The organism is Paenibacillus sp. J22P218, assembly GCF_056269195.1.
In genome coordinates, this window is the sequence record NZ_JBWDNL010000002.1 from 133,588 (window position 1) to 156,105 (window position 22,518).

At 46.2% G+C, this 22,518-nt stretch carries 33 protein-coding genes and 1 pseudogene; 28 read left to right on the forward strand and 6 right to left on the reverse strand.

Annotation, left to right across the window (positions count from 1 at the left end):
* Positions 1–307: 307 nt before the first annotated feature.
* Complete coding sequence (locus AC0YN0_RS09425) at positions 308–472, reverse strand: DUF4083 family protein (protein ID WP_475821045.1); 165 nt, start codon at positions 470–472, stop codon at positions 308–310.
* A gap of 210 nt (positions 473–682) precedes the next feature.
* Here AC0YN0_RS09425 and AC0YN0_RS09430 point away from each other — a divergent pair, with 210 nt between their 5' ends.
* Together AC0YN0_RS09430 and AC0YN0_RS09435 are read left to right on the forward strand one after the other, a co-directional pair.
* Positions 683–1,159 (forward strand): hypothetical protein, encoded by a 477-nt coding sequence (locus AC0YN0_RS09430; RefSeq protein WP_475821046.1) that lies wholly within the window; start codon positions 683–685, stop codon positions 1,157–1,159.
* A gap of 20 nt (positions 1,160–1,179) precedes the next feature.
* Complete coding sequence (locus tag AC0YN0_RS09435) at positions 1,180–1,866, forward strand: hypothetical protein (RefSeq protein ID WP_475821047.1); 687 nt, start codon at positions 1,180–1,182, stop codon at positions 1,864–1,866.
* A 206-nt stretch (positions 1,867–2,072) separates the two neighbouring features.
* On the opposite strand, the gene AC0YN0_RS09440 is transcribed toward AC0YN0_RS09435, so the two are convergent.
* Positions 2,073–2,357: a hypothetical protein gene (locus AC0YN0_RS09440; RefSeq protein WP_475821048.1), complete on the reverse strand. Its 285-nt coding sequence runs from the start codon at positions 2,355–2,357 to the stop codon at positions 2,073–2,075.
* On the reverse strand, positions 2,354–3,055 hold the full coding sequence (locus tag AC0YN0_RS09445) for a helix-turn-helix domain-containing protein (protein WP_475821049.1): 702 nt from the start codon (positions 3,053–3,055) through the stop codon (positions 2,354–2,356). The genes AC0YN0_RS09440 and AC0YN0_RS09445 overlap by 4 nt, the downstream gene beginning before the upstream one ends.
* A 128-nt stretch (positions 3,056–3,183) precedes the next feature.
* Between AC0YN0_RS09445 and AC0YN0_RS09450 the strand changes: the two genes are divergently transcribed.
* From AC0YN0_RS09450 to AC0YN0_RS09535, 18 genes are all read left to right on the forward strand, one after another.
* Positions 3,184–3,417 carry a helix-turn-helix transcriptional regulator gene (locus tag AC0YN0_RS09450; protein ID WP_475821050.1) on the forward strand — a complete coding sequence of 78 codons (234 nt, stop codon included), beginning with the start codon at positions 3,184–3,186 and terminating at the stop codon, positions 3,415–3,417.
* Positions 3,418–3,561: 144 nt separating this feature from the next.
* Positions 3,562–3,864 carry a hypothetical protein gene (locus tag AC0YN0_RS09455; RefSeq protein WP_475821051.1) on the forward strand — a complete coding sequence of 101 codons (303 nt, stop codon included), beginning with the start codon at positions 3,562–3,564 and terminating at the stop codon, positions 3,862–3,864.
* A gap of 433 nt (positions 3,865–4,297) precedes the next feature.
* The gene (locus AC0YN0_RS09460; RefSeq protein WP_475821052.1) at positions 4,298–4,549 is read left to right on the forward strand and encodes a hypothetical protein; all 252 of its coding nucleotides are present in this window, start codon (positions 4,298–4,300) and stop codon (positions 4,547–4,549) included.
* A gap of 96 nt (positions 4,550–4,645) precedes the next feature.
* Entirely contained in the window at positions 4,646–4,918 is a 273-nt protein-coding gene (locus tag AC0YN0_RS09465; protein WP_475821053.1) for a hypothetical protein, read from the forward strand.
* A gap of 183 nt (positions 4,919–5,101) precedes the next feature.
* Positions 5,102–5,356 (forward strand): hypothetical protein, encoded by a 255-nt coding sequence (locus AC0YN0_RS09470; RefSeq protein WP_475821054.1) that lies wholly within the window; start codon positions 5,102–5,104, stop codon positions 5,354–5,356.
* Entirely contained in the window at positions 5,349–7,331 is a 1,983-nt protein-coding gene (locus AC0YN0_RS09475) for a hypothetical protein (protein ID WP_475821055.1), read from the forward strand. Before AC0YN0_RS09470 ends, AC0YN0_RS09475 begins: the two co-directional genes overlap by 8 nt.
* Positions 7,332–7,350: 19 nt before the next feature.
* On the forward strand, positions 7,351–8,469 hold the full coding sequence (locus AC0YN0_RS09480) for a hypothetical protein (protein ID WP_475821056.1): 1,119 nt from the start codon (positions 7,351–7,353) through the stop codon (positions 8,467–8,469).
* Positions 8,469–9,176 carry an MBL fold metallo-hydrolase gene (locus tag AC0YN0_RS09485; protein ID WP_475821057.1) on the forward strand — a complete coding sequence of 236 codons (708 nt, stop codon included), beginning with the start codon at positions 8,469–8,471 and terminating at the stop codon, positions 9,174–9,176. Before AC0YN0_RS09480 ends, AC0YN0_RS09485 begins: the two co-directional genes overlap by 1 nt.
* A 13-nt stretch (positions 9,177–9,189) precedes the next feature.
* Complete coding sequence (locus tag AC0YN0_RS09490) at positions 9,190–9,810, forward strand: 3'-5' exonuclease (RefSeq protein ID WP_475821058.1); 621 nt, start codon at positions 9,190–9,192, stop codon at positions 9,808–9,810.
* Between the two features lie 102 nt (positions 9,811–9,912).
* Complete coding sequence (locus tag AC0YN0_RS09495; RefSeq protein ID WP_475821059.1) at positions 9,913–10,224, forward strand: hypothetical protein; 312 nt, start codon at positions 9,913–9,915, stop codon at positions 10,222–10,224.
* A 14-nt stretch (positions 10,225–10,238) separates the two neighbouring features.
* Complete coding sequence (locus AC0YN0_RS09500; protein ID WP_475821060.1) at positions 10,239–11,102, forward strand: hypothetical protein; 864 nt, start codon at positions 10,239–10,241, stop codon at positions 11,100–11,102.
* Positions 11,038–11,388, forward strand: coding sequence for a hypothetical protein (locus AC0YN0_RS09505; protein WP_475821061.1), 351 nt, complete (start codon positions 11,038–11,040; stop codon positions 11,386–11,388). The genes AC0YN0_RS09500 and AC0YN0_RS09505 overlap by 65 nt, the downstream gene beginning before the upstream one ends.
* Entirely contained in the window at positions 11,385–12,764 is a 1,380-nt protein-coding gene (gene dnaB, locus AC0YN0_RS09510) for a replicative DNA helicase (protein ID WP_475821062.1), read from the forward strand. Before AC0YN0_RS09505 ends, dnaB begins: the two co-directional genes overlap by 4 nt.
* Before the next feature lie 162 nt (positions 12,765–12,926).
* A complete protein-coding gene (locus AC0YN0_RS09515) occupies positions 12,927–13,319 on the forward strand; it encodes a LexA family protein (protein WP_475821063.1) in 393 nt (130 codons plus the stop codon).
* Entirely contained in the window at positions 13,306–13,854 is a 549-nt protein-coding gene (locus tag AC0YN0_RS09520) for a DUF1064 domain-containing protein (protein WP_475821064.1), read from the forward strand. Before AC0YN0_RS09515 ends, AC0YN0_RS09520 begins: the two co-directional genes overlap by 14 nt.
* Before the next feature lie 78 nt (positions 13,855–13,932).
* Positions 13,933–14,097 (forward strand): hypothetical protein, encoded by a 165-nt coding sequence (locus tag AC0YN0_RS09525; RefSeq protein WP_475821065.1) that lies wholly within the window; start codon positions 13,933–13,935, stop codon positions 14,095–14,097.
* Positions 14,098–14,117: 20 nt separating this feature from the next.
* Positions 14,118–14,309: a hypothetical protein gene (locus tag AC0YN0_RS09530; protein WP_475821066.1), complete on the forward strand. Its 192-nt coding sequence runs from the start codon at positions 14,118–14,120 to the stop codon at positions 14,307–14,309.
* Positions 14,310–14,387: 78 nt separating this feature from the next.
* Positions 14,388–15,092, forward strand: a complete 705-nt coding sequence (locus AC0YN0_RS09535) for a dUTP diphosphatase (RefSeq protein ID WP_475821067.1) — start codon at positions 14,388–14,390, stop codon at positions 15,090–15,092.
* A gap of 13 nt (positions 15,093–15,105) precedes the next feature.
* Here the strand turns inward: AC0YN0_RS09535 and AC0YN0_RS09540 are convergent, their stop codons facing one another.
* Positions 15,106–15,396, reverse strand: coding sequence for a hypothetical protein (locus tag AC0YN0_RS09540; RefSeq protein ID WP_475821068.1), 291 nt, complete (start codon positions 15,394–15,396; stop codon positions 15,106–15,108).
* A gap of 124 nt (positions 15,397–15,520) precedes the next feature.
* Between AC0YN0_RS09540 and AC0YN0_RS09545 the strand changes: the two genes are divergently transcribed.
* From AC0YN0_RS09545 to AC0YN0_RS09580, 8 genes and pseudogenes are all read left to right on the forward strand, one after another.
* Positions 15,521–15,679, forward strand: a complete 159-nt coding sequence (locus AC0YN0_RS09545) for a hypothetical protein (protein ID WP_475821069.1) — start codon at positions 15,521–15,523, stop codon at positions 15,677–15,679.
* 36 nt (positions 15,680–15,715) lie between these two features.
* Positions 15,716–15,940, forward strand: coding sequence for a hypothetical protein (locus tag AC0YN0_RS09550; protein ID WP_475821070.1), 225 nt, complete (start codon positions 15,716–15,718; stop codon positions 15,938–15,940).
* Between the two features lie 40 nt (positions 15,941–15,980).
* Positions 15,981–16,502, forward strand: a complete 522-nt coding sequence (locus tag AC0YN0_RS09555; RefSeq protein ID WP_475821071.1) for a hypothetical protein — start codon at positions 15,981–15,983, stop codon at positions 16,500–16,502.
* Positions 16,503–16,640: 138 nt separating this feature from the next.
* The gene (locus AC0YN0_RS09560) at positions 16,641–17,183 is read left to right on the forward strand and encodes a sigma-70 family RNA polymerase sigma factor (protein ID WP_475821072.1); all 543 of its coding nucleotides are present in this window, start codon (positions 16,641–16,643) and stop codon (positions 17,181–17,183) included.
* Positions 17,184–17,229: 46 nt separating this feature from the next.
* Positions 17,230–17,421, forward strand: coding sequence for a hypothetical protein (locus AC0YN0_RS09565; protein WP_475821073.1), 192 nt, complete (start codon positions 17,230–17,232; stop codon positions 17,419–17,421).
* Positions 17,405–18,970: a recombinase family protein gene (locus AC0YN0_RS09570; RefSeq protein ID WP_475821074.1), complete on the forward strand. Its 1,566-nt coding sequence runs from the start codon at positions 17,405–17,407 to the stop codon at positions 18,968–18,970. The genes AC0YN0_RS09565 and AC0YN0_RS09570 overlap by 17 nt, the downstream gene beginning before the upstream one ends.
* A 17-nt stretch (positions 18,971–18,987) precedes the next feature.
* A pseudogene (locus tag AC0YN0_RS09575) lies at positions 18,988–19,077 on the forward strand (helix-turn-helix domain-containing protein); the annotation flags it as partial.
* Between the two features lie 487 nt (positions 19,078–19,564).
* The gene (locus AC0YN0_RS09580) at positions 19,565–20,239 is read left to right on the forward strand and encodes a collagen-like protein (RefSeq protein ID WP_475821075.1); all 675 of its coding nucleotides are present in this window, start codon (positions 19,565–19,567) and stop codon (positions 20,237–20,239) included.
* 62 nt (positions 20,240–20,301) lie between these two features.
* Here the strand turns inward: AC0YN0_RS09580 and AC0YN0_RS09585 are convergent, their stop codons facing one another.
* Both AC0YN0_RS09585 and AC0YN0_RS09590 read right to left on the reverse strand, forming a co-directional pair.
* Entirely contained in the window at positions 20,302–20,769 is a 468-nt protein-coding gene (locus AC0YN0_RS09585) for a PTS sugar transporter subunit IIA (protein ID WP_475821076.1), read from the reverse strand.
* A 131-nt stretch (positions 20,770–20,900) separates the two neighbouring features.
* Complete coding sequence (locus tag AC0YN0_RS09590; RefSeq protein WP_475821077.1) at positions 20,901–22,511, reverse strand: catalase; 1,611 nt, start codon at positions 22,509–22,511, stop codon at positions 20,901–20,903.
* Between the last annotated feature and the right edge of the window lie 7 nt (positions 22,512–22,518).

Consider the following 22,518-nt stretch of genomic DNA (forward strand, 5'->3'; position numbering starts at 1 on the left):
GACGGAGAAGATGAATCGCTATGAGAAGTACTACATTAACGGAGAGTGGGAGCGCGCTGAGTGGCAGCCGAAGGAGCGAAAGATTTTTCCTTATTTGTGGATAGTAGGTGGGAACAAATATAAGTTTGTAACTCGCTCATTCAAGGTGTTTCAGGGTAGCGTAAATTGTATCATAAAGAGGGAACGTCTTTGAAATCTGAAACAGGCGAGAGAACAACCTTCAAATATTTAGAGTTTGTTCAGCTTTATTCAAATATTTCGTAAATAGAATAGGCTACCAATTATAGGTAGCCTACTGATCTAATATTCAATTTTCTTCTTTTGAGAGTAATTCTATAATATGATCCATTTTCTGTGACAGAAGTTTATCTTGACGTTTTTTATATCCAATATAGTTAAGTACGCAAAACATTGTATACATTAATAGACCAAATAAAAGTAACACGATTAGGGATAGCAAGCCCTCATCCATTTCATTCTCCCCCTTTGCAGATTCACTCAATTATTGATTTTTTAATAGTAACAAATACTGTCTGGGCAGAAAAGTGGTAAATATTAAACGATTCTCATAGCCAGAAAAGATGCTATTATTCATTTGCACAAATCATGTTTCCGGGACATGATGTTGGTTGCTTTATAAAAAAATAATATCGAATTTCTACAAACGGGAGGAAAAAAGAAAATGAGAAAAAAAGTATTATCTATATCATTAGCTGCTGGTCTTGTGCTTGTAAGCAGCGTCACTGCATGGAAAATGGTGAGTGCAGAGAGCGATAAAGAGCAGACAATTGTTTCATCTCCAAAATGGGTCGCTGATGAAACTATTCAACCTAAACAATGGTTTAAGGAAAAAATCAAGACTGATAATGAGAAAATTAAGCCTGAAAAAGTTAGTAAGCAATATAATTTCATTCATAAAAATGGGAAGCCTATTTCTACAGAAGAAATTTCAACATTGATCGAAGGAAGTATTGATTTTGGACCTGATCAAAATTTAGTAGCAGTAGGATACTATACTGTTAATGGTGAAAATCAAATGGATTATTATTTTTCTAATATTGCTAATCCACCAATTAAAGATATTAAGAAGTATGCAGATGACACTGCAAACAAATTATATATTAGTACAGATGCTTTTACTAAGAAAAAAGAAAAATAAAAAAAGGGTGGTAAATAACAATGATAAGAAAAAGGATTACTATTTCATTGACTGCACTGGCTTTGTTTGCTAATGCACTTGCATTGCCTTCAATAGCTAAGGCCGAGGTTGCTGACGGAAAAGTCTATACTGATACCTTCCATTGGGCAATCTATAGTGATACAGAGTTAAGTAATGGTACAGCTGTAGTAGCTGGGCTATTGGATAGTACTGTTACTTACACTAAACAAGGAACAACCACGATAAATAATACAAACGTGGCCGTATGGGACATGAAAGCGTCAACGCAGACAAGACCTGTTAATGGTTATCAGACTCGTCAGATTGGTTCTCGCCATACTATTGAGCCGTATGTTCCGGACCAAAAACTTCTATCTTATGGGCCTACAACTACTGTCGCTGGTGCTAACTTCTCCGTATCACTAACAGGAGGAATGCCATCAGTAGGATGGAATTTTTCCAGAGAAACAGTCGACGTAATTGATAGTTCATCATTATCGTTGGGCTATGGAAAATGGACATTCGATTTCCCACTAGGTTCCACTGTAGCAAAAAGTTCTTTCCTTATGGAACCGGGTATTCGTATATCCAACGCGACAGGAATGGTAAAGTTTCAACATAGCCATCAAGGGAATTATTATAAGAATATTAGTTATCAAGGGATAGGTATTACTGGACTAATCAATCGTGATTTTGTTGATCGATAAATTTTAAATGTAGTTGCAAAAACACGTCCTTTATGGGACGTGTTTTTATTTTTGAAGAAAACTCAATGAGCTAAATATGGAGCTTAGAGTTAATATGTTCTCCTCCATGTAAAATTAGATATCACGTTCATGTCCAGCACTTCTTCAATATCACTTATTTGGATTACAAATTGTTGTAAATCATCCATCATAAACTGAGGAGCAAATTACTCACCTCTCAATTTATTAATTCGCAGTTTTACTGCAGGTAAGTGAATTCCGAAGTAGCTTGGTCGTTCGGGACTGACAACTAACTCAGTTGAAGCAATTGTAAGGCTAATAATCTGATCATCAAAATCTTCGGCTGTAAACCGTTGAAACGGTAAGTGGATTGGGATATAGAGGCATTCTTGAGTCCATTCAATGCCACCAGGTTTGAACTTAATGATCATCCACAGTGGGACGAGTTCAGCTTCTATGTAATCGAAGTACACAGATAATTTAGCCTTCATACGTCGAATTCAACCTTTTTAACCTGCCCCTGAATTCGTACATCATAGATCGGCAGGATACGAGGTGGGATACCCTTATTAGCAGCTTGTAAAACAACAGTATCTCCTTCATAGTAAACACGCTTTAATGTCCCTTCGTCACCGTTAACAATGACAACACCAATTTTCCCATGCTCACAGTGGTTTTGGCTCTTAACGAGTACTCTCATTCCTTCATGAATACCTTCCTCAATCATTGAATCACCTTTTACTATTAAGTAAAAGTAATCGCCGTCTCTTACGCTTTCTTTTGAAACAACCTCATATCCAATGATCCTCTGTTCAGCTAATGAGTCATAACCCGCTCTAATTTCTCCATAAATAGGTATTTGTACTAGCTCAACTGGAGGTGCAGACTCAGGTACGAGTGAGCCTTTTGTCACATTGTAATCAGAACGAGCTTCGTGGATTGTTTGTACGTAAGGGTCAATAATTTGGTTATATTCGGTTCTACCAAGTAAGTAATCCGTAGTGCAATTAAACACTTCAACCAACTTAAGCATAATATCCATTGGTGGAGTTGCTTTACCGGTTTCATAATTTGCGATGCTTGAACGATCCACTCCGACTTTATCCCCTAGTTGTACTTGTGTGTATCCTATTGAACTACGCATTTCTTTAATACGTTCACCAACAACATTCTTCCGTGTTTCACTCATAAAAGTCACCTCGAAAAATTGATGTTGACGTGCATAAAATAAACATGCTATTATTTGCATGTGCAGTATATGCACGTCATTGATATTATAGTCATAAGTTTTTAGTTTTATACGAAAGGAGTGAAACAATGGGCAAGCGCAAAGCAGACCCTCGTGTTATACAAAAGAGGGTACGATTTAAAGAACTTCGTGAAGAGATGGGCAAATCTCAACGCGGAGTATCGCTTGATTTGGCTGTGAGCGAAAGTTTTATTCGTAGTATTGAGAACGGACGATCCAACCCGGAATTACATTTTGCTTTTAAACTAGCTGCTTATCTAGGAACCACTGTCGATGAATTATTTAATGACCTTGTGGTTTAGTTTGTTACGTCTATAGCGTGCATATTATGCACACAAACAACATTATAAAGCGTTAATATAATTAACGCAACAGAACAAGTGTTCCATTTACAGGAATTTGAAATACGTGTTGATTAAATTCAAAACTGAGGAGTTAATTATCTGATGATGTTTTCACAACTGCTTAAGAACAAGGGTTTAACTTCTGGACCAGTGTTTGTATCTGGTTTGCTTAAAGGACATGAAGCTGCTCGAATGATTGCAGAGAGCAAGGCACAGGAGACGATCCGTGCCGCGCATGACCGTATTATTGCAGAAGCTGAGCCGGGTAGCACCGCCGAATTGGTGGAGCGTCTAGCGACCTTCTATCATTCCGAACACGTCGCTGCATGCCAGCCTTGGATACTAGAAACGCCGTTCGAGGTGTGGCGCGATCGGCAATTAGCAGCGAAGGGGTTTGTGCTATGAGGGCTGGCGAGGTGTTGATAAAAGACACATGCGATGCTGACAGCAGAACTATTGCAGAAGCCATCCTCAAAAACGCAGGTTTTAAGTTTCAGATCGATGAGCTAACTCTCGAGTGGGCACAGCAAACTTATAACCGGTCTGAATGGGAGCCGCGACCGTGGCCGGAACAAATTAAATGATTTAACTTTTATCTTCAGCTACCGGTGCCTTAAAGCAGAAGTAACATAAAAAATCTTTGTCTTTTCCTTCATTATAGAACTGCTTTACATCATACACCCGAAGGTGAACAATTTTTCCGCATTTAATGCACTTCAAGAAAGGCATAGTCACTCCTCCATCACATGGATTTAATCTTGAGATTCAGTTGTTCTATTATTTTTTTGCCAAAAACGGCAATTTGGGCTCGAAAAACGCATGAGGGGAGGTGGGGAAGGTGCAAATAGGAACGATTATTCAGTCGATTACAGTAGGTCAAAACCTGCAGCGGACATACTCGGTCGGGGACGAAGTGAATGGACGAGTAGTTATCGAGATTAGCGCAGTGGCGGAAGGCGATGGTGAAACAGCTAATTTCATTGGTTACGCATTGTTCGATGAAGACGAAGAATTGATCGTCAATATCGAGAACATGCCCGTCATCGTGGAACACAAGACGATCGTCGTCGACGGACCGTTAACGATTTAATGAAAAAGACCCATACAGCGATGGCAGTCGCGTAAGGGCCACTAAGTAAACAACTCATCGCCAGTTTACCACGGAGCTGGCAGAAAGGAAAGATATATGGACCGTAAGACGTTGGAGTACATGGAAGAACGGGCGAAAAAAGCGCGGGAGCTTGTAGATAGAATTAGCTCTTTGACACATCAAGCAGAACGACTCGATAATGCTCGTTTTATTACTATCGATAACGGAACAAGGCAACTTGTAGCTTCATTTGAACATCGCTCCAAAGCTCCAGGTAATGAAAGTTTGTTTCCATTAATCTGTTCTACGATTCAATCACTCATAGTCGATCAAATCAACTTGCTCGAGCAGGAGCTCGCGGAACTATGAAGCCAAATCACAGCAAACCTGATTCACGCGGCATTTTGTTCGTAGTTTGCTCCGAATGTCAGCGCGGCGGTAACGGCGATCAAGACTGCAGTAGCGGTTGGCGGATCAAAAGAGGTGGCCCCGAAAAGGGCGGCTGCTTCTCAGGTACATTACTAAACAAATACAAATCGGAGGAAATCAATCATGGCAATTAATTACGGATTCACGGAACAAGGCAAAGCGGGTCGCCGGCTGCTGGCGCAAGTGATGGCGGCGCGTCAATGGGCTGAGATGAAGCGGAATCGTCGCTTCAAACGCGAAAAATCGGACAAGCAGCCGTACAAGCCGGGCAAGACTGTTCTCGGTACTAACCCGGCTCATGAGGGTTATCCGGATTCGATCCGCGTTCGACACAGCGTGAATCCTCACCGGACGTCCCGGAGGTGGAGACATGCATAAAAGCCTCACTCTCATTTCTCTAGCCTTCAGCTACTTTAAGGGTCTTGTAAGTTTCAAGCTCGAAGCAGAAGGCAGCGACCTGGACGTATACGGCGACAACGCCGCCGGCAAGACGACGCTCTTCGATGGATTCTTCTGGCTTCTCTTCAATAAAGACAGCCGCGATAAGGCGCAGCCCGAGAAGTGGATCAAAACGCTTGATGCCTCCGGCCAGCCGATCCACCAACTCGAGCATACGGTCGAGGGAGTGCTGCTTATCAATGGGCAACGCCGAACGTTTCGAAAGGTGTTCAAGGAGGACTGGACCAAGAAGCGCGGTTCGGCAACGAAGGAGTTCAGCGGTCACTCGACTGATTACTTTATTGATGGCGCCCCAGTCAAAAAGTCTGATTACGAAGAAGAGATCGCCGATTTCATCGACGAAGAGACCTTTAAACTGTTGACGAATCCTACTTACTTCAATGAGCAGTATGACAAGAATAAGCGCCGAAAGCTGCTGTTGGACGTATGCGGCGACATTACAGACGAAGACGTTATCGCAAGCAATACTGCTTTGGCACAGTTGCCGGACTTGCTTGAGGGGCGTTCGATGGATCGGCATCGTGAGAAGATTAAAGCCGATCAGAAACGCATCAATGACGAACTGAAGGAGATTCCGGTTAGGATTTCAGAGATTCAACGGACAATGCCGGCTATTGATGGTCCAGACGAGAATACGGTCGTTGCTCAACTGGAAGCCCTTCGCGGCCGGATTGCCGGCAAAGAGTCGGAGTTTTCCAGGATACAGTCAGGCGGAGAGATCGCCGTTAAGGAGAACCGCAAGCGTGAACTCCAAGGCGAACTGCTGCAGTTGAAGAACAGCATTCAATCCGGATCGCTCGATAAGGTTTCCGCGCAACGCCGGACGGTCAGCCAATTACAGGGTCAGTTGAGCGATATCGAGAACGAGATAAGCAAAATTGGCGGACAAATCAAGCGGAATGACCAAGAAATTGCAGGTCAAAACGCCGTGAGGAAACAGCTTCGCGATCAGTGGCATCAAGTCAACGGAGATACATTCTCCCATAATCATGACGATACAAGCTGCTTAGCATGTGGCCAGCAGCTGCCCGATGACCAAATTGAAGCGGCACGACAGAAGGCAGAGGGATTGTTTAACCGATCAAGGTCGGAACGCATCGAATCGATAGAGCAAAAAGGCGGAGCTGCTAAGACAGAAGTTGAGCGCTTAGAGGCGGAGAGCAAGAATCTCGCGGGCAAGCTTCAGCAGTTGACGACACAACAGGATTCAGCATCTAAGCAGATCGAGGTAGCCAAGAACGCGCTCAGCAAGCTGGAAGCAGGCATTCAGGTCGTGGATACCGACCCGGTCTACATCGCTAAGCAGCAGGAAATTACCAAGGTTGAGAGTGAGCTGACTGGCTTGCGATCGGCATCGATTGGAGCGCTTGATTCTGCACGACTGGAACTCGCTAACCTGCGAACTGAAGCTGAAAGACTAGAGCGTGACCGTGGGGCATATGAAGCTACCGCAAAGGGTCGTGAACGAATTGAGGTCCTGAAAGCCGAGGAGAAGGTTCTTGCAAAACAATATGAAGAGCTCGAGCGGCAGTTGTATGTCACAGACGAATTTATCCGGACGAAAGTGAGCTTGCTTGAAACACGAATCAATTCAATGTTCCGAAACGTCCGCTTCAAGTTGTTCGAGACGCAGGTTAATGGCGCAATCAACGAAGTCTGCGAGACGCTGTATGGTCCGAATCTTGTTCCTTATAGCGGTGGCCTCAACCGAGCAGCACAGCTTAACTCCGGGCTCGACATCATCGAGACATTATCCCGTCATTACCAAGTCTCTGCGCCGATCTTCATTGATAACGCTGAGGCCGTCACCGAGTTGGTGGAAACGACAGGACAGCAGATTCGATTGATCGTTAGCAAGCCGGACAAGCAACTACGAGTCGAAGTAAACCAATAAAACCAACGGAGGATGACATATGACGAAACAAGTTTATTCCACGGCATTAACCAAGGTGAACGATACATTCCTGCCTATGATTCAAGGCCAATTAGAAGGCAATGGGATCAACATGGACCAATATTCGAAACAATGCGTCATGAATGCTTTGTCTGCCATCAATACGGCGCTTGATTCGAAGGGCATTACGTTCAGTGACCCCTCGCTTGATAAAAACAACCTGACAACAAACCTGCTAAACGTCGCTGCTCTCAAACTTAATGCAGCAGCAAGCCCGCGGGAAGTGTACTTCCAGATCCGAAATGTGAAGGTCAAGGTTGAGGGCAAGGATGTCTGGAAGAAGCAGATTGAAATGGGTATCGAAGGGGACGGCAATGATGCGATACTTTCGAATTTTGGGCGAGACGTCGCGAAAGTGTATCCGTTCTGGCTAGTTCGAGAACATGACAAATTCGAATATCCGAAATACCGAGGTGTCGAATATGAGCCGCCGGTGTGGGAACAAACAGGGAAAGGCAACGTGGTTCGTGTCGTTTATCCAGTCCTGCACGAAGATAAGACGATTCACTACTACATCGCCGAGCGGGAGGATGTTTCAAAGAACCTGCTCGCTCATATCAGCAACAGCATGATGAACGAGACATTCGGCATATTGGCGGCTGGAAAAACTCGTTATGATGCAACCCCAGAGCAAGCCAAGAAGATTGCGGTGAAGAAGGCTGAAATGCTGAAGAAAGCTGCGGATCTCGGTCTGAATGCTCTTGATGATCCGGAGCTGCAGCAATGGATCAGCCCGGCATGGTCTGAATATCAAAGCCGTGAATCCATGATTGTTCGTAAAATGCGAAACAACGTTGTTAAGAAGATTCCTAAAGACTTTGGAAGCGCGTTTGTCGAAATGATCCATAACGAAGCTACGGATGAAGGTTACACGGCAGCCCGACAAGAGGTGGAGCAGCAAGCAAATACAACTCCGATTGATGTCGAGTTTGAAGCAAGAACCATTGATCCTGAAGGCGATGGGCAACAAGAGCCGTCTGCCGAATCTAGCGCTCCTGTAAACGATGGTAACTCTAGTGAAACGGTAAATTCGCAAGAGCCGCCATTGGATGCTTCAGCAACCGGCCCTAAATTCTGATGATTAGCATAACCCCACTAGGCTCAAGTAGCGCGGGGAACGCATATCGAGTGACGGACGGCACGACCGTCCTTCTCCTCGAGGCGGGGCTTCGGATCAAAGATATACAGCGAGGCTTCGATTTCCGGTTAAGCGAAATTGCTGGCTGCCTGATCACGCATGAACATGGTGACCATGTTAAATCGGCAAAAGACCTCATGAAAGCTGGCATCGATGTTTATTGTTCTGAAGGAACAGCTAACGCCGCCGAGCTGCATGGACATCGAGTGATTACGATCGGCGCGCTTAAGCAATTCACGATCGGCACATGGACCATCCTACCGTTTGACGTGCAGCATGATGTCGCTGAGCCGCTAGGCTTCTTGCTCGCTAACCAAGCAGGAGAGAAGCTACTCTTCGCTACAGATACCTACTACATTCGTTATAAGTTTTCGGGGCTAACGCACTTAGTGATTGAATGCAATTACAGCATGGACATCTTGGACTCCAACATCATTTCCGGCCGTGTGCCTCCGGCGATGAAGTCCCGATTAATACGATCGCATTTCAGCTTGGAGAACATGAAGGAATTTATCCGCTCGAACGATATGAGCAGAGTATTGGAGATATGGTTGATCCATCTATCCGACACGAACAGCGATGAGGCACTTTTCAAGCGTGAGTTACAAGAACTAACCGGCAGGCCGATATACGTCGCCGGAAGATAAGGAGAGGGAGCACTTGCTGGATGACGTTTGTGTATTTGATTTTGAGACCTCTGGTCTCGACCCAGTAAAAGAGCGGGTTATTGAAATGGCTGCGATTCGCGTTATCAACGGTATAACGGGTTCCGAGTTCCGGACCTTCGTTAAATATGATGGGGTACTGGAGTCAAAGATCACCGAGCTCACTGGAATTACTGACGCCGATCTTGAGGGCGGCATGGAAGAAAAACAAGCGTTCATAGCGCTTCGCAAGATCATGGGGCCGAAAACGTTGCTTGTGGCTCATAGTGCTCAATTCGATCTATCATTCTTGCATTATGCTATGTTCCGGATTCAAGGAATCACTTTCGACAACCCGTTTATCGATACGCTTACGATCTCCAGGGATCGGACGCCGTTTCCGCACAAGCTTGAAAACATGTGCGATAAATACGGAATTAAGCTGGAGGGTGCGCATCGAGCATTGAATGATGTTGAGGCTACTCTGGCGTTGCTTAAGGCGCTGCATGCTGAGAAGCCGGTCGACGAATGGGTCAACAAATTGACTTATGTGGCAAAGTACGGGAAGCCGGAATGGATCCCTTCTTATGCTGAGCTTTCTCCGGTCGTTTGGAGGAACGAAAGGTCGGTGGTGTAAGTGGTAGTCCTTATAACAAACGGTTCGAATCCATCGACTTGGTATTACGGTAAAGACGGCCATTTATTCGAAGTAGATTATTTAAAGGATTGTCATTTTTTCGTGAAAGGCGTGGACAATGACGGTCCGGCAGGCGTTCATTATCCGGATGGAAAACTACTTTACACGTATTCAGAATTCAAGGAAGTCGAGTTGAGTAACGACAAGCTGCGATACGATAAGGAACGTTTGATTAATAACGTTGCACAACTGCAGCAAAAATTGGCTGATGAACGAGCAGTTTCTCAAGCGCTTCGAGATCAACTCCTATTCATCGACCTGCATCAGCTTTTCTTGGGAGGCGGGCGGATCCGTGATCTTGCTTTCGCTGCGGACAAGCTACTTAACAAATACATCAAAGAAACTAAAACTTGAACGGGTGAGGTGGAATGCAGGGTTACATCCTTGATCACCGTCAGGAATTAAGCTCTGATATTTGGAAAATGCCCCCGCTGTATCATCGTCTCTGGCAATGGTTGAAATATATCGTTAATCATGCCGACAACGAAATTCCTATGCGAGATGGAACAAGGATGCTCATCAAGCGGGGGCAACACCTCACGTCAGTGCGCGATATTGCAGAAGCCATTGGTTGGTATGAAGGGCGGAAGAAAAAGGTGCCTAATCCCAAGACGATTGACGCCATTCTGAAATTTTTAATACTTAACGACATGATTTCTGTAGATCGCGGTAAGGGTAACAGAGAATACACGCTCATAACCCTTATAAACTATGACAAATACCAGCCTGTTAAAGATCAGGGTAACGGAAAAGTAACAGTTGATGGAGAAGGTAGGGAACAGTCGATGGATATAAACAATAATGATAATAATGAAAAAGGAATGATAAAGAAAATATACGACTTCTGGATGAGTAAGAATCTGGTCAAACACAGAAAGTCGACTCCACACATTGAGCTTCAGATCAGGTATAAACTCAGTGAATACTCAATGAAAGAAATCATGGGTGCAATCTCGAACTATGAAGCTATTCTTAATGATCCTGCATACAAGCTATCTACTAGATGGGGATTGGAAGATTTCTTGGGAAAAGAACATTTCATGAAATTCCTTTCCGACAGAGATCCATATACCTTTTACCCAAAGGTCTCAAAAGATCCATCACCATCAAAACAGTCCAAGCTCAGTAAAAATAAAGAAAAACTCCTAGGCGGGGCGGTGAGCGGCAATGGAGAAGCAACAGGCACGATTCATCCTATTCAAAGCGTCGGCAGCTTACCCGAACCAAATTGAGCTCGAGGATGAAACGATTGCAGTATGGGAGGAACGATTGGCCGATGTTCCGTTTGCATGGGGCGTTAGCAATCTTAACTACCATATCGACAGGAGTCCGTACTTCCCCAAAATAGCCGACATTGCACGTTATGACCTAAAGCCCGTTCAGAACAACGCAGTATTGCGGCTGGAGGCTGCCGAACAACTCGCTTACCTGGAGTATTGGTCATCTGCGGATGCCGCCCCGCCTGAAGGCTATTGGGAAGAAATAAAAGCAAAACTCCGAGGAGGGGATGGCGGGTGAACGGACTATTTGAGGAAGAGGTTAACGTTCAGCCATTTAATCGCGAGGCGGAGCAATCGGTAATTGGATCGATTCTATTGAGGTCGGAAGCGATCGAAGAGATCGCCGGAAGGCTGGGCAGCGAGAAGTTTCTTGATAAGGCGCTCAGAAAGATCTACAAAACCATGCTCGAGCTTCGCAAGGCCGGCACGCCGATCGACCTTGTCACGTTATCGGCCGAATTGCAGGATCAAGATCAATTGGAGAATGTCGGCGGAGTATCGTTTCTCACTAGACTGGCGAATGCAGTTCCGACAGCGAGCAATATATCGTATTATGCCGACATCATTCTTGATATGGCCTTACGGCGCGATTCAATCGAAATAGCGCGGCAGCTATACAATCATGCGCGGGACGAGCAGGATGTATCCGGCTTCGTCGCACTGGCTGAGAAGCAGATCAGCAAATTGACGAATGCGAATAAGCCGGCGCGCGCATTTGTAACGATGAAGGATGCTCTCTTTCAAGTCTTTGAAGAGGCGGAGCAGAAGTATGTTAACCGCCATGAAAACAAGGGCGTTACCGGTCTCCCGAGTGGTTTGACTGACTTGGACAATATGACGGCCGGATTCCAAAAAAGTGATTTAATCATTGTCGCAGCGCGGCCGTCGGTCGGCAAGACGGCTTTCGCGCTGAACATCGCGCAAAACGTTGGTGTTCGGGCGAAAGAAACCGTCGCGATATTCAGCCTTGAAATGTCAGCGGCGCAGCTTGTGCAGCGAATGATTTCCGCTGAGGGCAGCATCGACGGCGCGAAGATGAAGTCCGGTTATTTCGAGAATGACGATTGGGAGAAGATGACGCACGCGATCGGCGTCCTCTCGGATGCGAATATCTTCATAGACGATACGCCTGGTATTACGGTGAATGAAATTAGATCGAAGTGTATTGCCTTGAAGAAGAAGAAAGGGCTCGGGCTGATTCTTATCGATTACCTTCAACTCATAAAGGGGCGCGGCCGCCCGGGAGAGAACCGGCAGCAGGAAGTTTCCGAAATATCACGGATGCTGAAAGAAATCGCTCGAGAACTGGAAGTGCCAGTTATCGCACTGTCGCAGCTCAGCCGCGGCGTTGAGCAGAGGCAGGACAAGCGCCCGATGATGTCCGACCTTCGGGAATCCGGATCGATAGAACAGGACGCTGACATCGTAGCTTTCCTGTACCGCGACGATTACTACGATAAGCAATCATCAAAGAAGAACATCATCGAAATTATTATCGCAAAGCAGCGCAATGGTTCTACGGGGACAGTAGAAGCCGTGTTCATGAAAAATTACGGGAAGCTGGTTAACCTGCTGCGGCAATCGACATTGGACGATTTTGAAGAAATGGAATAACGGGAGGCGAATGAATCGTGAGGCAGCCGGTTAAATACGATCCATATTTCAAGTCTAAACCCACCATTCGAATTAAATCGTTCGGCAAGGTGATAGGCGAAGTGTTCATTCCTCCGGCCGAATATTTGAACGACGGCCTAGTTAAGCGAAAGGAGCAGCATCATGACAGACGACCAACTCATACAAAGGGCAAACGCCTGCTTAGATGAAGGAGAGGCGATGGGACTTGCTTTTATGCGTGAGGCACTAGAAGCGAATCGGCGGCTGGTAGAAAAGCTGCAGGCGAAGCGGCCGCAGTTAGTTACTGGGCTCAAGCCGCTTTCTGCTCGGCAAGGTGAAGTATTCGATTTTATAACTAACTTCGTTGGTAAGCACGGCTATCCACCTTCTACGAGGGAGATTGCCCGAGCTGTCGGCCTACATTCTTCATCAACCGTACATGGTCAGCTTGAGCGATTGGAACAAAAGGGATACATTAAGCGTGGCAGCCCCGGCGCGCCGCGGGCAATTCAAATTATCGGAATGAGGGAGGTCGCTACCGATGCGGTTCGGTAAAAAGAAAGTGGCTGAAGGTGAAGAAGTAAGAACAAAGTACAACGCAAAGAAGGCGCTGCTCAACTTGGAAACGGAGTCGATTGTTGAGATCAGTAGCCAGCAAGTCAAAGATTTGCGGGAACGAGGGTTGGATTCGGACAGTCTGATCATTTTCGATTCGAAGCTCGAAGCGAAATATTACCTGGAGGAGCTGCTACCGCTCGTAAGAGAACAATCGATATTAGTGGAGCTGCAGCCGAAATTCACACTTGTCCCGAAATTCGAGAAAGATGGAATGAAGCATCAAGCGGTGACTTATTCACCGGATTTTAAGGTGACATATTTCTCCGGAAAGGTCCTTTTGATTGACGTGAAAGGGACGGAGGATCAAAAGTTCCCGATCAAACGGAAATTGTTCGATTATACCTTCCCAGAGTTCCCTCCGCTTCTTGTGATGAAATACGTTAAGAAATTCGGCGGATGGATTACTTTCGAGGAGTATACGGTCAAGAAGCGCGAGGAGAACAAACAGAAGAAGGCTGCGGCCAGTGTGTAAATAACCGCGCAAGCGCTCGGTGAAGGGGCTTCTGCTGTCTTTAAACCGAACATACGTTTCTAAATGGAGGCGATTTGAATGAAATTGAGCTGGCGTAAAGCCACTCGAGCACAGTTGTACGAGATCGCTTTTAACGACCCGGGCGCTTCAGTGTCCGACAAAGCTGCAGCCCGCAATGAGATTGCACGGAAGAAAAAGCGTCGCAGCGGCAAAGCTGACAAGCATGCTGGATCAAAGCGATGAGGCCTATTCGGATTCAGAGGATGAGTGAAGCTGAGCTTGATGCGGCCATTGGGGACTTGGTCAAGCGGGGTTTTAAGCTGCTGAATCGAGGATCATCGGGGTACACGATCAGTGAGATTCGATATGAGCCTTCGTCATTACGTCCGTTCAAGCATCGCGGCACGCATTTGCATCGACAGCATTGGGCGGTAATGCGAAAAGATGGTGATTAGGTGAAAAGGATGGCTTACGCGATAGCACACTAAGATTCAGTTTGAAGGGAATCACTATATTCTGAGGAGCGATCAAAGATGAAATACGATTTAGAGTATCTCTATCAAATGCAAAAAGACCTCGATGCGCGGATCATTCGGGAGATGGGGCTTGATGGACAAGACCTGCTGCCGAACACGGTGCTTGCGCTGCAGGTAGAGCTCGGCGAGCTGGCAAATGAATGGCGCGGTTTCAAGCATTGGAGTGATCGGCAAACACCGAGACTATTCCCGCTTGAAAAATGCGATTATTGCGAGGATGAGGTCGAATATACACGACCAACTCCTTTTATGGCTGACGCAGGCGCCAGTATGTGCAAACGTTGTTGGAATTGTACAAAGTCCGAATATGCTGCGGCCAATGACGAGTATATCCCTGATTTCGAAGATTACCCCCATTTCCCGCTGAAGCAGCCTGTTAAGCTTCTCGAAGAGTACGTAGATTGCGTTCATTTCATTTTATCGATTGGCCGACAAACGGTAAAAAATTTGCACGGTTACTTTTACGAAGATTTGTCCTCGGAATTCATCAGTATTACCGAGGCATTCAACCATAGCTTTAATTGGGTCGTGAACGTGTCGTTTCTACATGAGACTGGTAGGGACACGAGAGAAGGCTTCCAACGACTTCTCGATGCCTTCTTCTCTCTTGGTAAAATGCTTGGGTTCACATGGGACCAAATCGCCGAAGCATATGTAGCCAAGAATGCCGTCAACCATGAGCCGCAGCAGAATGGATACTGATACATGTAAATGATTAGAGGCGATCGTAAAAACTATTTATTTTCTCTAACTCTCTTTTTTCTCGCAGTTCAGCTATTTTTAGGAACGGTCTAAGAAATATGTGAAGTGCTTCTGCTGCAGCTGCTCCAATAAGAAATGGAAAGAGATTTGTATCTATTAATTGAATAAACTGATCTACTTTCTCGCTTCCAGGTAAATCGTTCGCTTTCATTTGAAAATATAAATACGTTGCAATCAATGAATAAGAAGTAAACTTCACGACATAAAGAACAAAATCTAAAGCTTTAACAATGGTATTAAACATTTTAATCCCCCTATCTAAGTTATTTATCGGAAATTCATTGGATATGTTTACAGCAGTTTGAAGAGGGTTAAGGGCCTTCTGCTGCCATTGAACCGAACATATGTTTGAGTGAGGAGTCTCTAGCATGCTCTATATCAGCACAAAACAGGCTGAATTGCTTGAAATGATCCGTTCTGATCCTATGATTACTTACCCGAAAATCGTCAAGGTCAAAGGATGGTCGCTAAGGGCCGTTGCAAACCGCTTCGTATCGCAGCTGAAGAACGAATTTATTGAGCGCTAAGGGAAGAAGAGGAACTTCAAATACACGGTCACTGAAGTGGAGTACGAGGTCACGATCGACGGCCTCGCTCCAGGCACTCCCGAAGTAGTCGAGGATGATCTGTTATTAAACAGGCTGACAACATTCAAGCCGACTAAGGAACAAATTGCATTCCTTCGGCAGCACCACGAGCTCCCGCGTAAGGAGTTAGCAAGAAGGCTCGGAATCGGCAAGCTCGAGGTAAACCAAGCTCTGCTGCAAGCGGGCATTGGTCAAAAGTAATTGAAATTATTCCAAAAATTATTCCGAGGAGCGATTTAATATGAAAATTTCCGTAAACGTGAACTTCACTAAGAATAACACTAACAAGAAGGATGAGACGGAGCTTGGTTTCTTCGTCCGTGGCAATCTGTCAGACGAGCAAATCGTTAAGCTTGCCCGCTTGAAACAAACCGGCGAAGTCATTATTGATATCCGCAGCTCGCAGTCTGATATCGAAGATTATGAGCGGGAGGAGCCGCGGGAAGGCGTGCGCGGGACAATTGCCTCTGACGGGACCGTGAACGTCGAAGATTCCGGTCAGATGACAATCGATCAAGTTGCCGGCCAACAGGGAGGCGAAGGTGCGGGAGAGCCAGTTGAGCACGATGGCGAGTCTCAAGAGTACGCTGCTGATGACCAAAATGAAAGTTCTGTTGAGGAAAGAGACCAGGACGACGACTCCGATCCGATGCGTGAACAAAACGAGGAAGAGGATACGCAGTTCACTGATGCGCCTGACCCGAATGAGCATGACCCAGAATATGACGGCCAGCATCGTGAAGACGAGGACAATCTTGAATAAGCGTATTAACTGGAACATCGCCTTCAGCAACGTACTGTTCATGGCTTGGTGGTTTCTAGCATTTTGGCTCGTATCGAAAATTTAACATAAAGCGTCTCGGCTTCGGCTGGGGCGCTCCCACCAAAGGGGTGAGCGAGAGTGGGTGAGAGGAAGAAGCAAGAGAAGATACCGGAGCTCGATGAACGTGGCTTCCTAGTGGAGTTTAAGGAACTAGAAGCCGGATATAGAAGGACGCACCAACTGCTTCGCGAGGCGATCGTTGCGACGGGCGAAGATGGGACGCATCCCGACGAACAGATATTGCGCGGTGCGATCTCGGATGTAAATTATGCGATCAACTGGATGCAGAGCGGCCGCCGACCAGGCAGCAAGCGCGGCATCGAACGGAGAAGTGTATATCAGAACACTGTACTGATGGACCCGATGATCATGGCGAACTTCTCGAATGCTTACAACAGCCGCAGCGGCACGACGCTCACGCCGGAAGAAGCCGACAGGCTGCGTGACGCGCTTGAGATACTGAGCCCGCAAGAAAGAGAGTGCTTCACGCTCGCATTCGGCCATTGCTATAGCCATGCGGATATCGCAAAGACGCTGGCGATCAGCAAGGGCGCGGTGGACAAGTACGTTAAGCGGGCGCACGAGAAGATGAGTAAGGAGTGGCAGGGGACGTTATTTTGAATTATGGACAGACCGCAGAACATAAACATATAGCGGGTGATGAATCATGGCGGAGAAAAGAAAGGCTTTTATAATAAATATTATTCGTGTAGGGAACAAGTCGGATGAAATTGTCAGATCACTAGTAAAGGAAAAGATCGAATCTGTGCTTGCTAAAAATGGCGCGGTGTCGCATAATCTTGATGAGGTTCTGCACAAATACATTTCGGAGGAAATGCGTAATGAGCAAAACGGGTGAAGATAGAGCTTATGTCAGGGTGTCGACCCTAAAAGATTCACAGAAAGACAGCCCTGAACATCAAGAGGCTTTTATTAGAGAAACAGCAAAACGGATGAATATTGAAATAGGAAAAGTTTATGAGGACCGTGATTCAGCGACAAGTATTGTCGCTAGAGAAGATGTTCAACAAATGATCACTGATGCAAAGAGGGGCGACATTCGTTCCCTCTTTTTCACGTCATTGTCCAGGTTTAGTAGGGATGCTCTTGATGCAATATCCTTAAAACGTATTCTAGTTAATGCTTTGAAAGTCCGCGTAGTTTCTATCGAGGATGGATACGATTCAGGGATAAAAGATGATGAGTTGTTGTTCGGCATTAAATCTGTCGTAAATCAGAATACGAGTGGAGATATAAGTGTATCTTCGAGACGAGGAATCAGAGCCTCCGCCGCTGCTGGTAACTACACAGGATCAATTCCGCCATATGGGTATAAGAAAGTTTTAGTCGAAGGCCGGAAAACTTTAGAGATAATACCGGAACAAGCGAATATCGTTAAAATGATCTTTGATTTGTATGTGAACGGCGGAAAAGGAGAAAAGGCGATAGTCAATTTCCTTAACGGAGACAATGGTAATCGCCAAGCAATACCTTCTTACAAGGGAGGTCTATGGGGGCTATCTACTGTACAGCGAATTCTTCAAAACGAAAACTATACTGGTTATACAGTATTTGGAAGGCATACAGTAGAGGTTACTTATAATGATCTCTCTGATCTGATGGATCGCGGTAAGAAATTAGTACAGAAACCGAAAGATGAATGGGAGATCACTAAGTTTCCAACACACGAAGCGATTATAAGTAAGGAACTTTATGATCGAGCGCAGGAAATACGACTAGTGCGAGGTGGAGGCTCTCGTGGCGGGAGAAGATCTTTCGTAAATGTATTTGCCAAGATGGTCTACTGCAGCGATTGTGGTTCTGCTATGGTTACAATGTCATCACTGGTTCGTGGGACTCAATACAGATATTTGATGTGTTCTCGTCGTCGTAGAGTCGGGGAGAGTGGTTGTCATAATGGGAAGTGGATTCCTTATTTCGAGATGCGGGACGAGCTAATCGGTCTCATCCTTGAAATTCTCAGTGAGAAGTTAACCGCATTTGATTCTGGTGGAGTTGAGAGTGTTGAAGCAAGTCTGCCTGAGAACTCCAATAAGAAGGATAAAGCTAAACTTGAGAAGAAAGTAATGGATAATCGGAAGTTGCTATTTGAAACAAGGAAGCTAAATATGCTTGGGGAAATCGATTCAGTCCAATACGAATTTGAAAAATCAATTTACGAGAGGGAGATCGAAGAGGTTGAGCAGAAATTGCGCGTTATCGAAGCCAACGAAAGGTTGACTTTGGATATGGAGAAGAATTATAAGGAAATTCGAGCTGTTATTAAAGAGTTGACTAGCCTTGAATCGTATGAAGATATCGAGAAAACAAGGTCTCTTCTGTTAAGGGTTGTGCAGAAAATTAATATCGATAAGAACGGTGTCATCAATGCAGAGGTTATTGTTTAACTTTATGTGCTTGGAAACACACTACGAATGTCATGCAGAAATTGAACGTAAAAGGTCGTTCGCAAGCGGTTGTCGAGCTGATTAAGCTTGGGGAGTTACAAATTTAACATAGTAAGCTCTCTCCATTCTCGTTTGTCAGGGCTTCTCGCCCTTTCTACATGCTTATAGAGAAAGTCAATGAGGCAGCATAGCGATATGCTGTCTTTGTTTTGCGTGGCGAGGAGACAAGCTTTGAAGGGTATCGACCATAAAGGCAAGTCTTCATTATTTCAGCCGCTTGTCCCTGAATCTATCATTTTCAATCGGCAAACGCCTGATTTTGTAATAAATAGATATCAGTCTAGCATCAGGTGGGTTAATATACGATCAGCTTTGATAGGCTATGAGTAATATATACAAATCCGTAGGAGGTGTATATATTTGTATAAGTTTGTGAACAAAAGGTCTCATAAGAGAGTAGTTTCGAAGTGTGAGCCGAAGTGGAAACCGGTATTTAAACCAGAGTGGAAACCGGAGTCTAAACCTAAGTGTAAGCCGAAGTGGAAACCGATTGATAAACCTAAATGTAAACCGAAATGTCATAAAAATATTGTTTTGAAAAAGAAAGTCGTAAAAGTAACTTGTCCGGCTCCTATTGTTAGAGTTCGTCCTGTTCCAGGGCCGCAAGGACCACAAGGTGCGCAAGGTCCTCAAGGAAATACGGGGCTTACGGGCCCTCAAGGAACTCCAGGAACTCCAGGCGCTCCAGGCGTTCAAGGACCTCAAGGCATTCAAGGCGTTCCGGGGATGCAAGGCCCTCCGGGAGGCATATCCGCGTTCGCTTTCGTATGCAGTGATGTAGATCAGGAAGTAGAGGCAGCAGAGGAAGCTGGTTCTCAAGGCGGAGCTGTTACGTTCGAGAATCCACCGGTTGTGGTTGGAACTGCAATTACTTTCACTGCTCCTTCTAGCCTGAATATTATCGAGAACGGCTTCTATCATATTAGTTGGGAAGTTTATCCAATGGAGGGGAATTCGGCATTCGGCTTGTGGTTCGATGCCGACGGCGCTGGGCCTGGAGCAGCAACGCTAGTTCCTTGCAGCAACTATGGATCAGCAGCTGGCAACAATCCTTATCAAGGTCAAGTCGTGGCTCAATTATCCGCAGGCGGGGTGTTGACACTCAATCGCATAGACCAAACGGGTACGGTAATTCTCCAAGGTAATTTGACTGGGCCGAATAGTGCGCCAACCGTTAGTGCTTCGATTGTAATCCAAAAAATAGCTTAATAAAGTCAACGAGACAGCATAGCGATATGCTGTCTTTGTTTTTGGGACAATTCAAATGCTCATCAACCGTTCAACTCGGCGCGCAAAATAATTTCATGGCCAGAAGAGACGTTGCCGTCCGTAACTAGCTGTTCAACGGTCTTTGTCAGTTCTGCGTTCTCGATCGCAACGGATGTAACCGGCGAATAGCCGGATGCAACAATCGCATCAATGTCGAAGTCAATGAGCGTTTCGCCTGCTCGGAACGTATCTCCAGCTCGAACATGAGACCTAAAACCATCGCCGCCGAGCTCGTCGGTACGAACGCCGATATCGATCTGAAGTCTTAAGCCTGATGCGTGCTCGACGACAATGGAGTGGCTGGTATCGGCAATATGCGATACGGTGCCATAGAAAGGTGCGACGATTTGTCCGCTCTCCGGGTTGATGGCGAGCGCATCCTCGCGGGGTCCCGCTAGAATCTCTCCTGATAGTGGCGAAGCGATGTCGACCTTGGTAAGCTTGCTCCTGCCGAATAGCTTAGTCAGCATATCGTAATATACTCCTTATAAAAGTTTAATTGCGCTAGTAAAAGAGCCATGTGAGAGTGCCTTTTCTGCCGCTGAAGCGACAGATGTCTCTGCATGGCTCATTTTTTTTGCATATCAAATGTTGCTTCGACTCAGTATCCGTCCGTTTGCTCGCCCAGCTCTTTTGCAATTTCCATACCTTCGTTCGCTGGATGCGTGCCGACATGGCCGGAAACGCCTTGTCCATTCGCATTCGCTTGCTTCAAGCCATCAGCGACACGAGCGCCATAATCGGCATCCGCTTCAGTGAAATGGCTGATCATCTTCTCTTGAATGTACGGCGTGCAGTTGCTCAATGCATCTACCAGGTTAGCGATTAGGTCATCGCGCTCAAGCTGGCTGAACTGGCGGTATGTATCACCCGCCTGTTTGAAGTTGTTCTGGCGGTCGATCGTCGCCCGCGTAAGTTTGTCCGAGTAGAACGGCTCATGTGGGGCGCCGGGGCGGTCTGCCTCTTGCAGTCCGCCGAGCGATGAAGGCTCATAGTTGACATGCGGATTTTGTCCAGGCGCGATATCGACGTAGAACGCCATTTGGCCGTCGCGCTGATTGGTCGCCACCCGTTTCTTTGGCGCATTAATCGGCAATTGCAAGTAGTTGCTGCCTACCCTGTAACGCTGCGTATCGGAGTAGGAAAGCGTGCGGCCTTGAAGCATTTTGTCATCGGAGAAGTCGAGTCCGTCAACGAGGACGCCTGTTCCGAAGGCAGCTTGCTCAACCTCGGCGAAATAGTTTTCCGGGTTTTTGTTCAGAACCATTTTGCCGACGGGCAGCATAGGGAATTGGTCTGGCGGCCATCGCTTCGTATCGTCAAGCGGATCGAAGTCCAGCTCCTCATGAGCATCGTCGCTCATCCATTGTACTTGAAGCTCCCACTCCGGATAAATGCCTTGTTCGATCGCTTCATACAGATCCTGTGTGGCATGATTGAAGTTTTTGGCTTGCAGCCTCTCTGCCTCGTCTTGGGTCAGGTTGCGAATCCCTTGAAGGGGCTCCCAATGGTATTTGACGAGAACGGCGTTGCCCTCCGCATTCACCCATTTATATGTATTGACGCCGGAGCCTTGCATCTGGCGATAGTTAGCCGGTATACCCCAAGGTGAGAAGAGGAACGTAATCATATGCGTAGCCTCAGGCGTTTGCGAGACGAAGTCGAAGAATCGCCCCATGCTCTGCACATTCGTTACCGGGTCGGGCTTAAAGGCATGAACCATATCCGGAAATTTCATCGCATCGCGAATGAAGAAGATTTTGAGGTTGTTCCCTACTAGATCCCAGTTGCCGTCTTCGGTGTAGAACTTCGTTGCGAAGCCTCGCGGATCGCGCAGCGTTTCCGGAGAATGGCCGCCGTGAATAACGCTGGAGAAGCGCACGAACACCGGCGTTTGCTTGCCTGCCGTCTGGAATAGCTTCGCGCGCGTATACTTGGCAATTGGCTCATCGCCAAGCTTGCCATACGCTTCGAAGTAACCGTGCGCCCCGGCGCCTCTGGCATGAACGACCCGCTCAGGCACGCGCTCGCGGTCGAAGTGCGATATTTTTTCAATAAAATGGTAGTTTTCGAGTGTGGACGGACCGCGATTGCCAATCGTTCTAATATTTTGGTTGTCGGTTATCGGATGGCCTTGGCGATTCGTTAACGTTTGCGCCGTCTCACCGGGAGCTACGCTGCCTTTATTGTCATTCGTTTCATTTGTACTCATAGCACAG

Bases quoted from the DNA above. Each gene is read 5' to 3' on its own strand.
- AC0YN0_RS09425 (WP_475821045.1), bottom strand. From the start codon at position 472: ATGGATGAGGGCTTGCTATCCCTAATCGTGTTACTTTTATTTGGTCTA.
- AC0YN0_RS09430 (WP_475821046.1), top strand. From the start codon at position 683: ATGAGAAAAAAAGTATTATCTATATCATTAGCTGCTGGTCTTGTGCTT.
- AC0YN0_RS09435 (WP_475821047.1), top strand. From the start codon at position 1,180: ATGATAAGAAAAAGGATTACTATTTCATTGACTGCACTGGCTTTGTTT.
- AC0YN0_RS09440 (WP_475821048.1), bottom strand. From the start codon at position 2,357: ATGAAGGCTAAATTATCTGTGTACTTCGATTACATAGAAGCTGAACTC.
- AC0YN0_RS09445 (WP_475821049.1), bottom strand. From the start codon at position 3,055: ATGAGTGAAACACGGAAGAATGTTGTTGGTGAACGTATTAAAGAAATG.
- AC0YN0_RS09450 (WP_475821050.1), top strand. From the start codon at position 3,184: ATGGGCAAGCGCAAAGCAGACCCTCGTGTTATACAAAAGAGGGTACGA.
- AC0YN0_RS09455 (WP_475821051.1), top strand. From the start codon at position 3,562: ATGATGTTTTCACAACTGCTTAAGAACAAGGGTTTAACTTCTGGACCA.
- AC0YN0_RS09465 (WP_475821053.1), top strand. From the start codon at position 4,646: ATGGACCGTAAGACGTTGGAGTACATGGAAGAACGGGCGAAAAAAGCG.
- AC0YN0_RS09470 (WP_475821054.1), top strand. From the start codon at position 5,102: ATGGCAATTAATTACGGATTCACGGAACAAGGCAAAGCGGGTCGCCGG.
- AC0YN0_RS09475 (WP_475821055.1), top strand. From the start codon at position 5,349: ATGCATAAAAGCCTCACTCTCATTTCTCTAGCCTTCAGCTACTTTAAG.
- AC0YN0_RS09480 (WP_475821056.1), top strand. From the start codon at position 7,351: ATGACGAAACAAGTTTATTCCACGGCATTAACCAAGGTGAACGATACA.
- AC0YN0_RS09485 (WP_475821057.1), top strand. From the start codon at position 8,469: ATGATTAGCATAACCCCACTAGGCTCAAGTAGCGCGGGGAACGCATAT.
- AC0YN0_RS09500 (WP_475821060.1), top strand. From the start codon at position 10,239: ATGCAGGGTTACATCCTTGATCACCGTCAGGAATTAAGCTCTGATATT.
- AC0YN0_RS09505 (WP_475821061.1), top strand. From the start codon at position 11,038: ATGGAGAAGCAACAGGCACGATTCATCCTATTCAAAGCGTCGGCAGCT.
- AC0YN0_RS09515 (WP_475821063.1), top strand. From the start codon at position 12,927: ATGACAGACGACCAACTCATACAAAGGGCAAACGCCTGCTTAGATGAA.
- AC0YN0_RS09520 (WP_475821064.1), top strand. From the start codon at position 13,306: ATGCGGTTCGGTAAAAAGAAAGTGGCTGAAGGTGAAGAAGTAAGAACA.
- AC0YN0_RS09525 (WP_475821065.1), top strand. From the start codon at position 13,933: ATGAAATTGAGCTGGCGTAAAGCCACTCGAGCACAGTTGTACGAGATC.
- AC0YN0_RS09530 (WP_475821066.1), top strand. From the start codon at position 14,118: ATGAGTGAAGCTGAGCTTGATGCGGCCATTGGGGACTTGGTCAAGCGG.
- AC0YN0_RS09535 (WP_475821067.1), top strand. From the start codon at position 14,388: ATGAAATACGATTTAGAGTATCTCTATCAAATGCAAAAAGACCTCGAT.
- AC0YN0_RS09540 (WP_475821068.1), bottom strand. From the start codon at position 15,396: ATGTTTAATACCATTGTTAAAGCTTTAGATTTTGTTCTTTATGTCGTG.
- AC0YN0_RS09545 (WP_475821069.1), top strand. From the start codon at position 15,521: ATGCTCTATATCAGCACAAAACAGGCTGAATTGCTTGAAATGATCCGT.
- AC0YN0_RS09555 (WP_475821071.1), top strand. From the start codon at position 15,981: ATGAAAATTTCCGTAAACGTGAACTTCACTAAGAATAACACTAACAAG.
- AC0YN0_RS09565 (WP_475821073.1), top strand. From the start codon at position 17,230: ATGGCGGAGAAAAGAAAGGCTTTTATAATAAATATTATTCGTGTAGGG.
- AC0YN0_RS09570 (WP_475821074.1), top strand. From the start codon at position 17,405: ATGAGCAAAACGGGTGAAGATAGAGCTTATGTCAGGGTGTCGACCCTA.
- AC0YN0_RS09585 (WP_475821076.1), bottom strand. From the start codon at position 20,769: ATGCTGACTAAGCTATTCGGCAGGAGCAAGCTTACCAAGGTCGACATC.
- AC0YN0_RS09590 (WP_475821077.1), bottom strand. From the start codon at position 22,511: ATGAGTACAAATGAAACGAATGACAATAAAGGCAGCGTAGCTCCCGGT.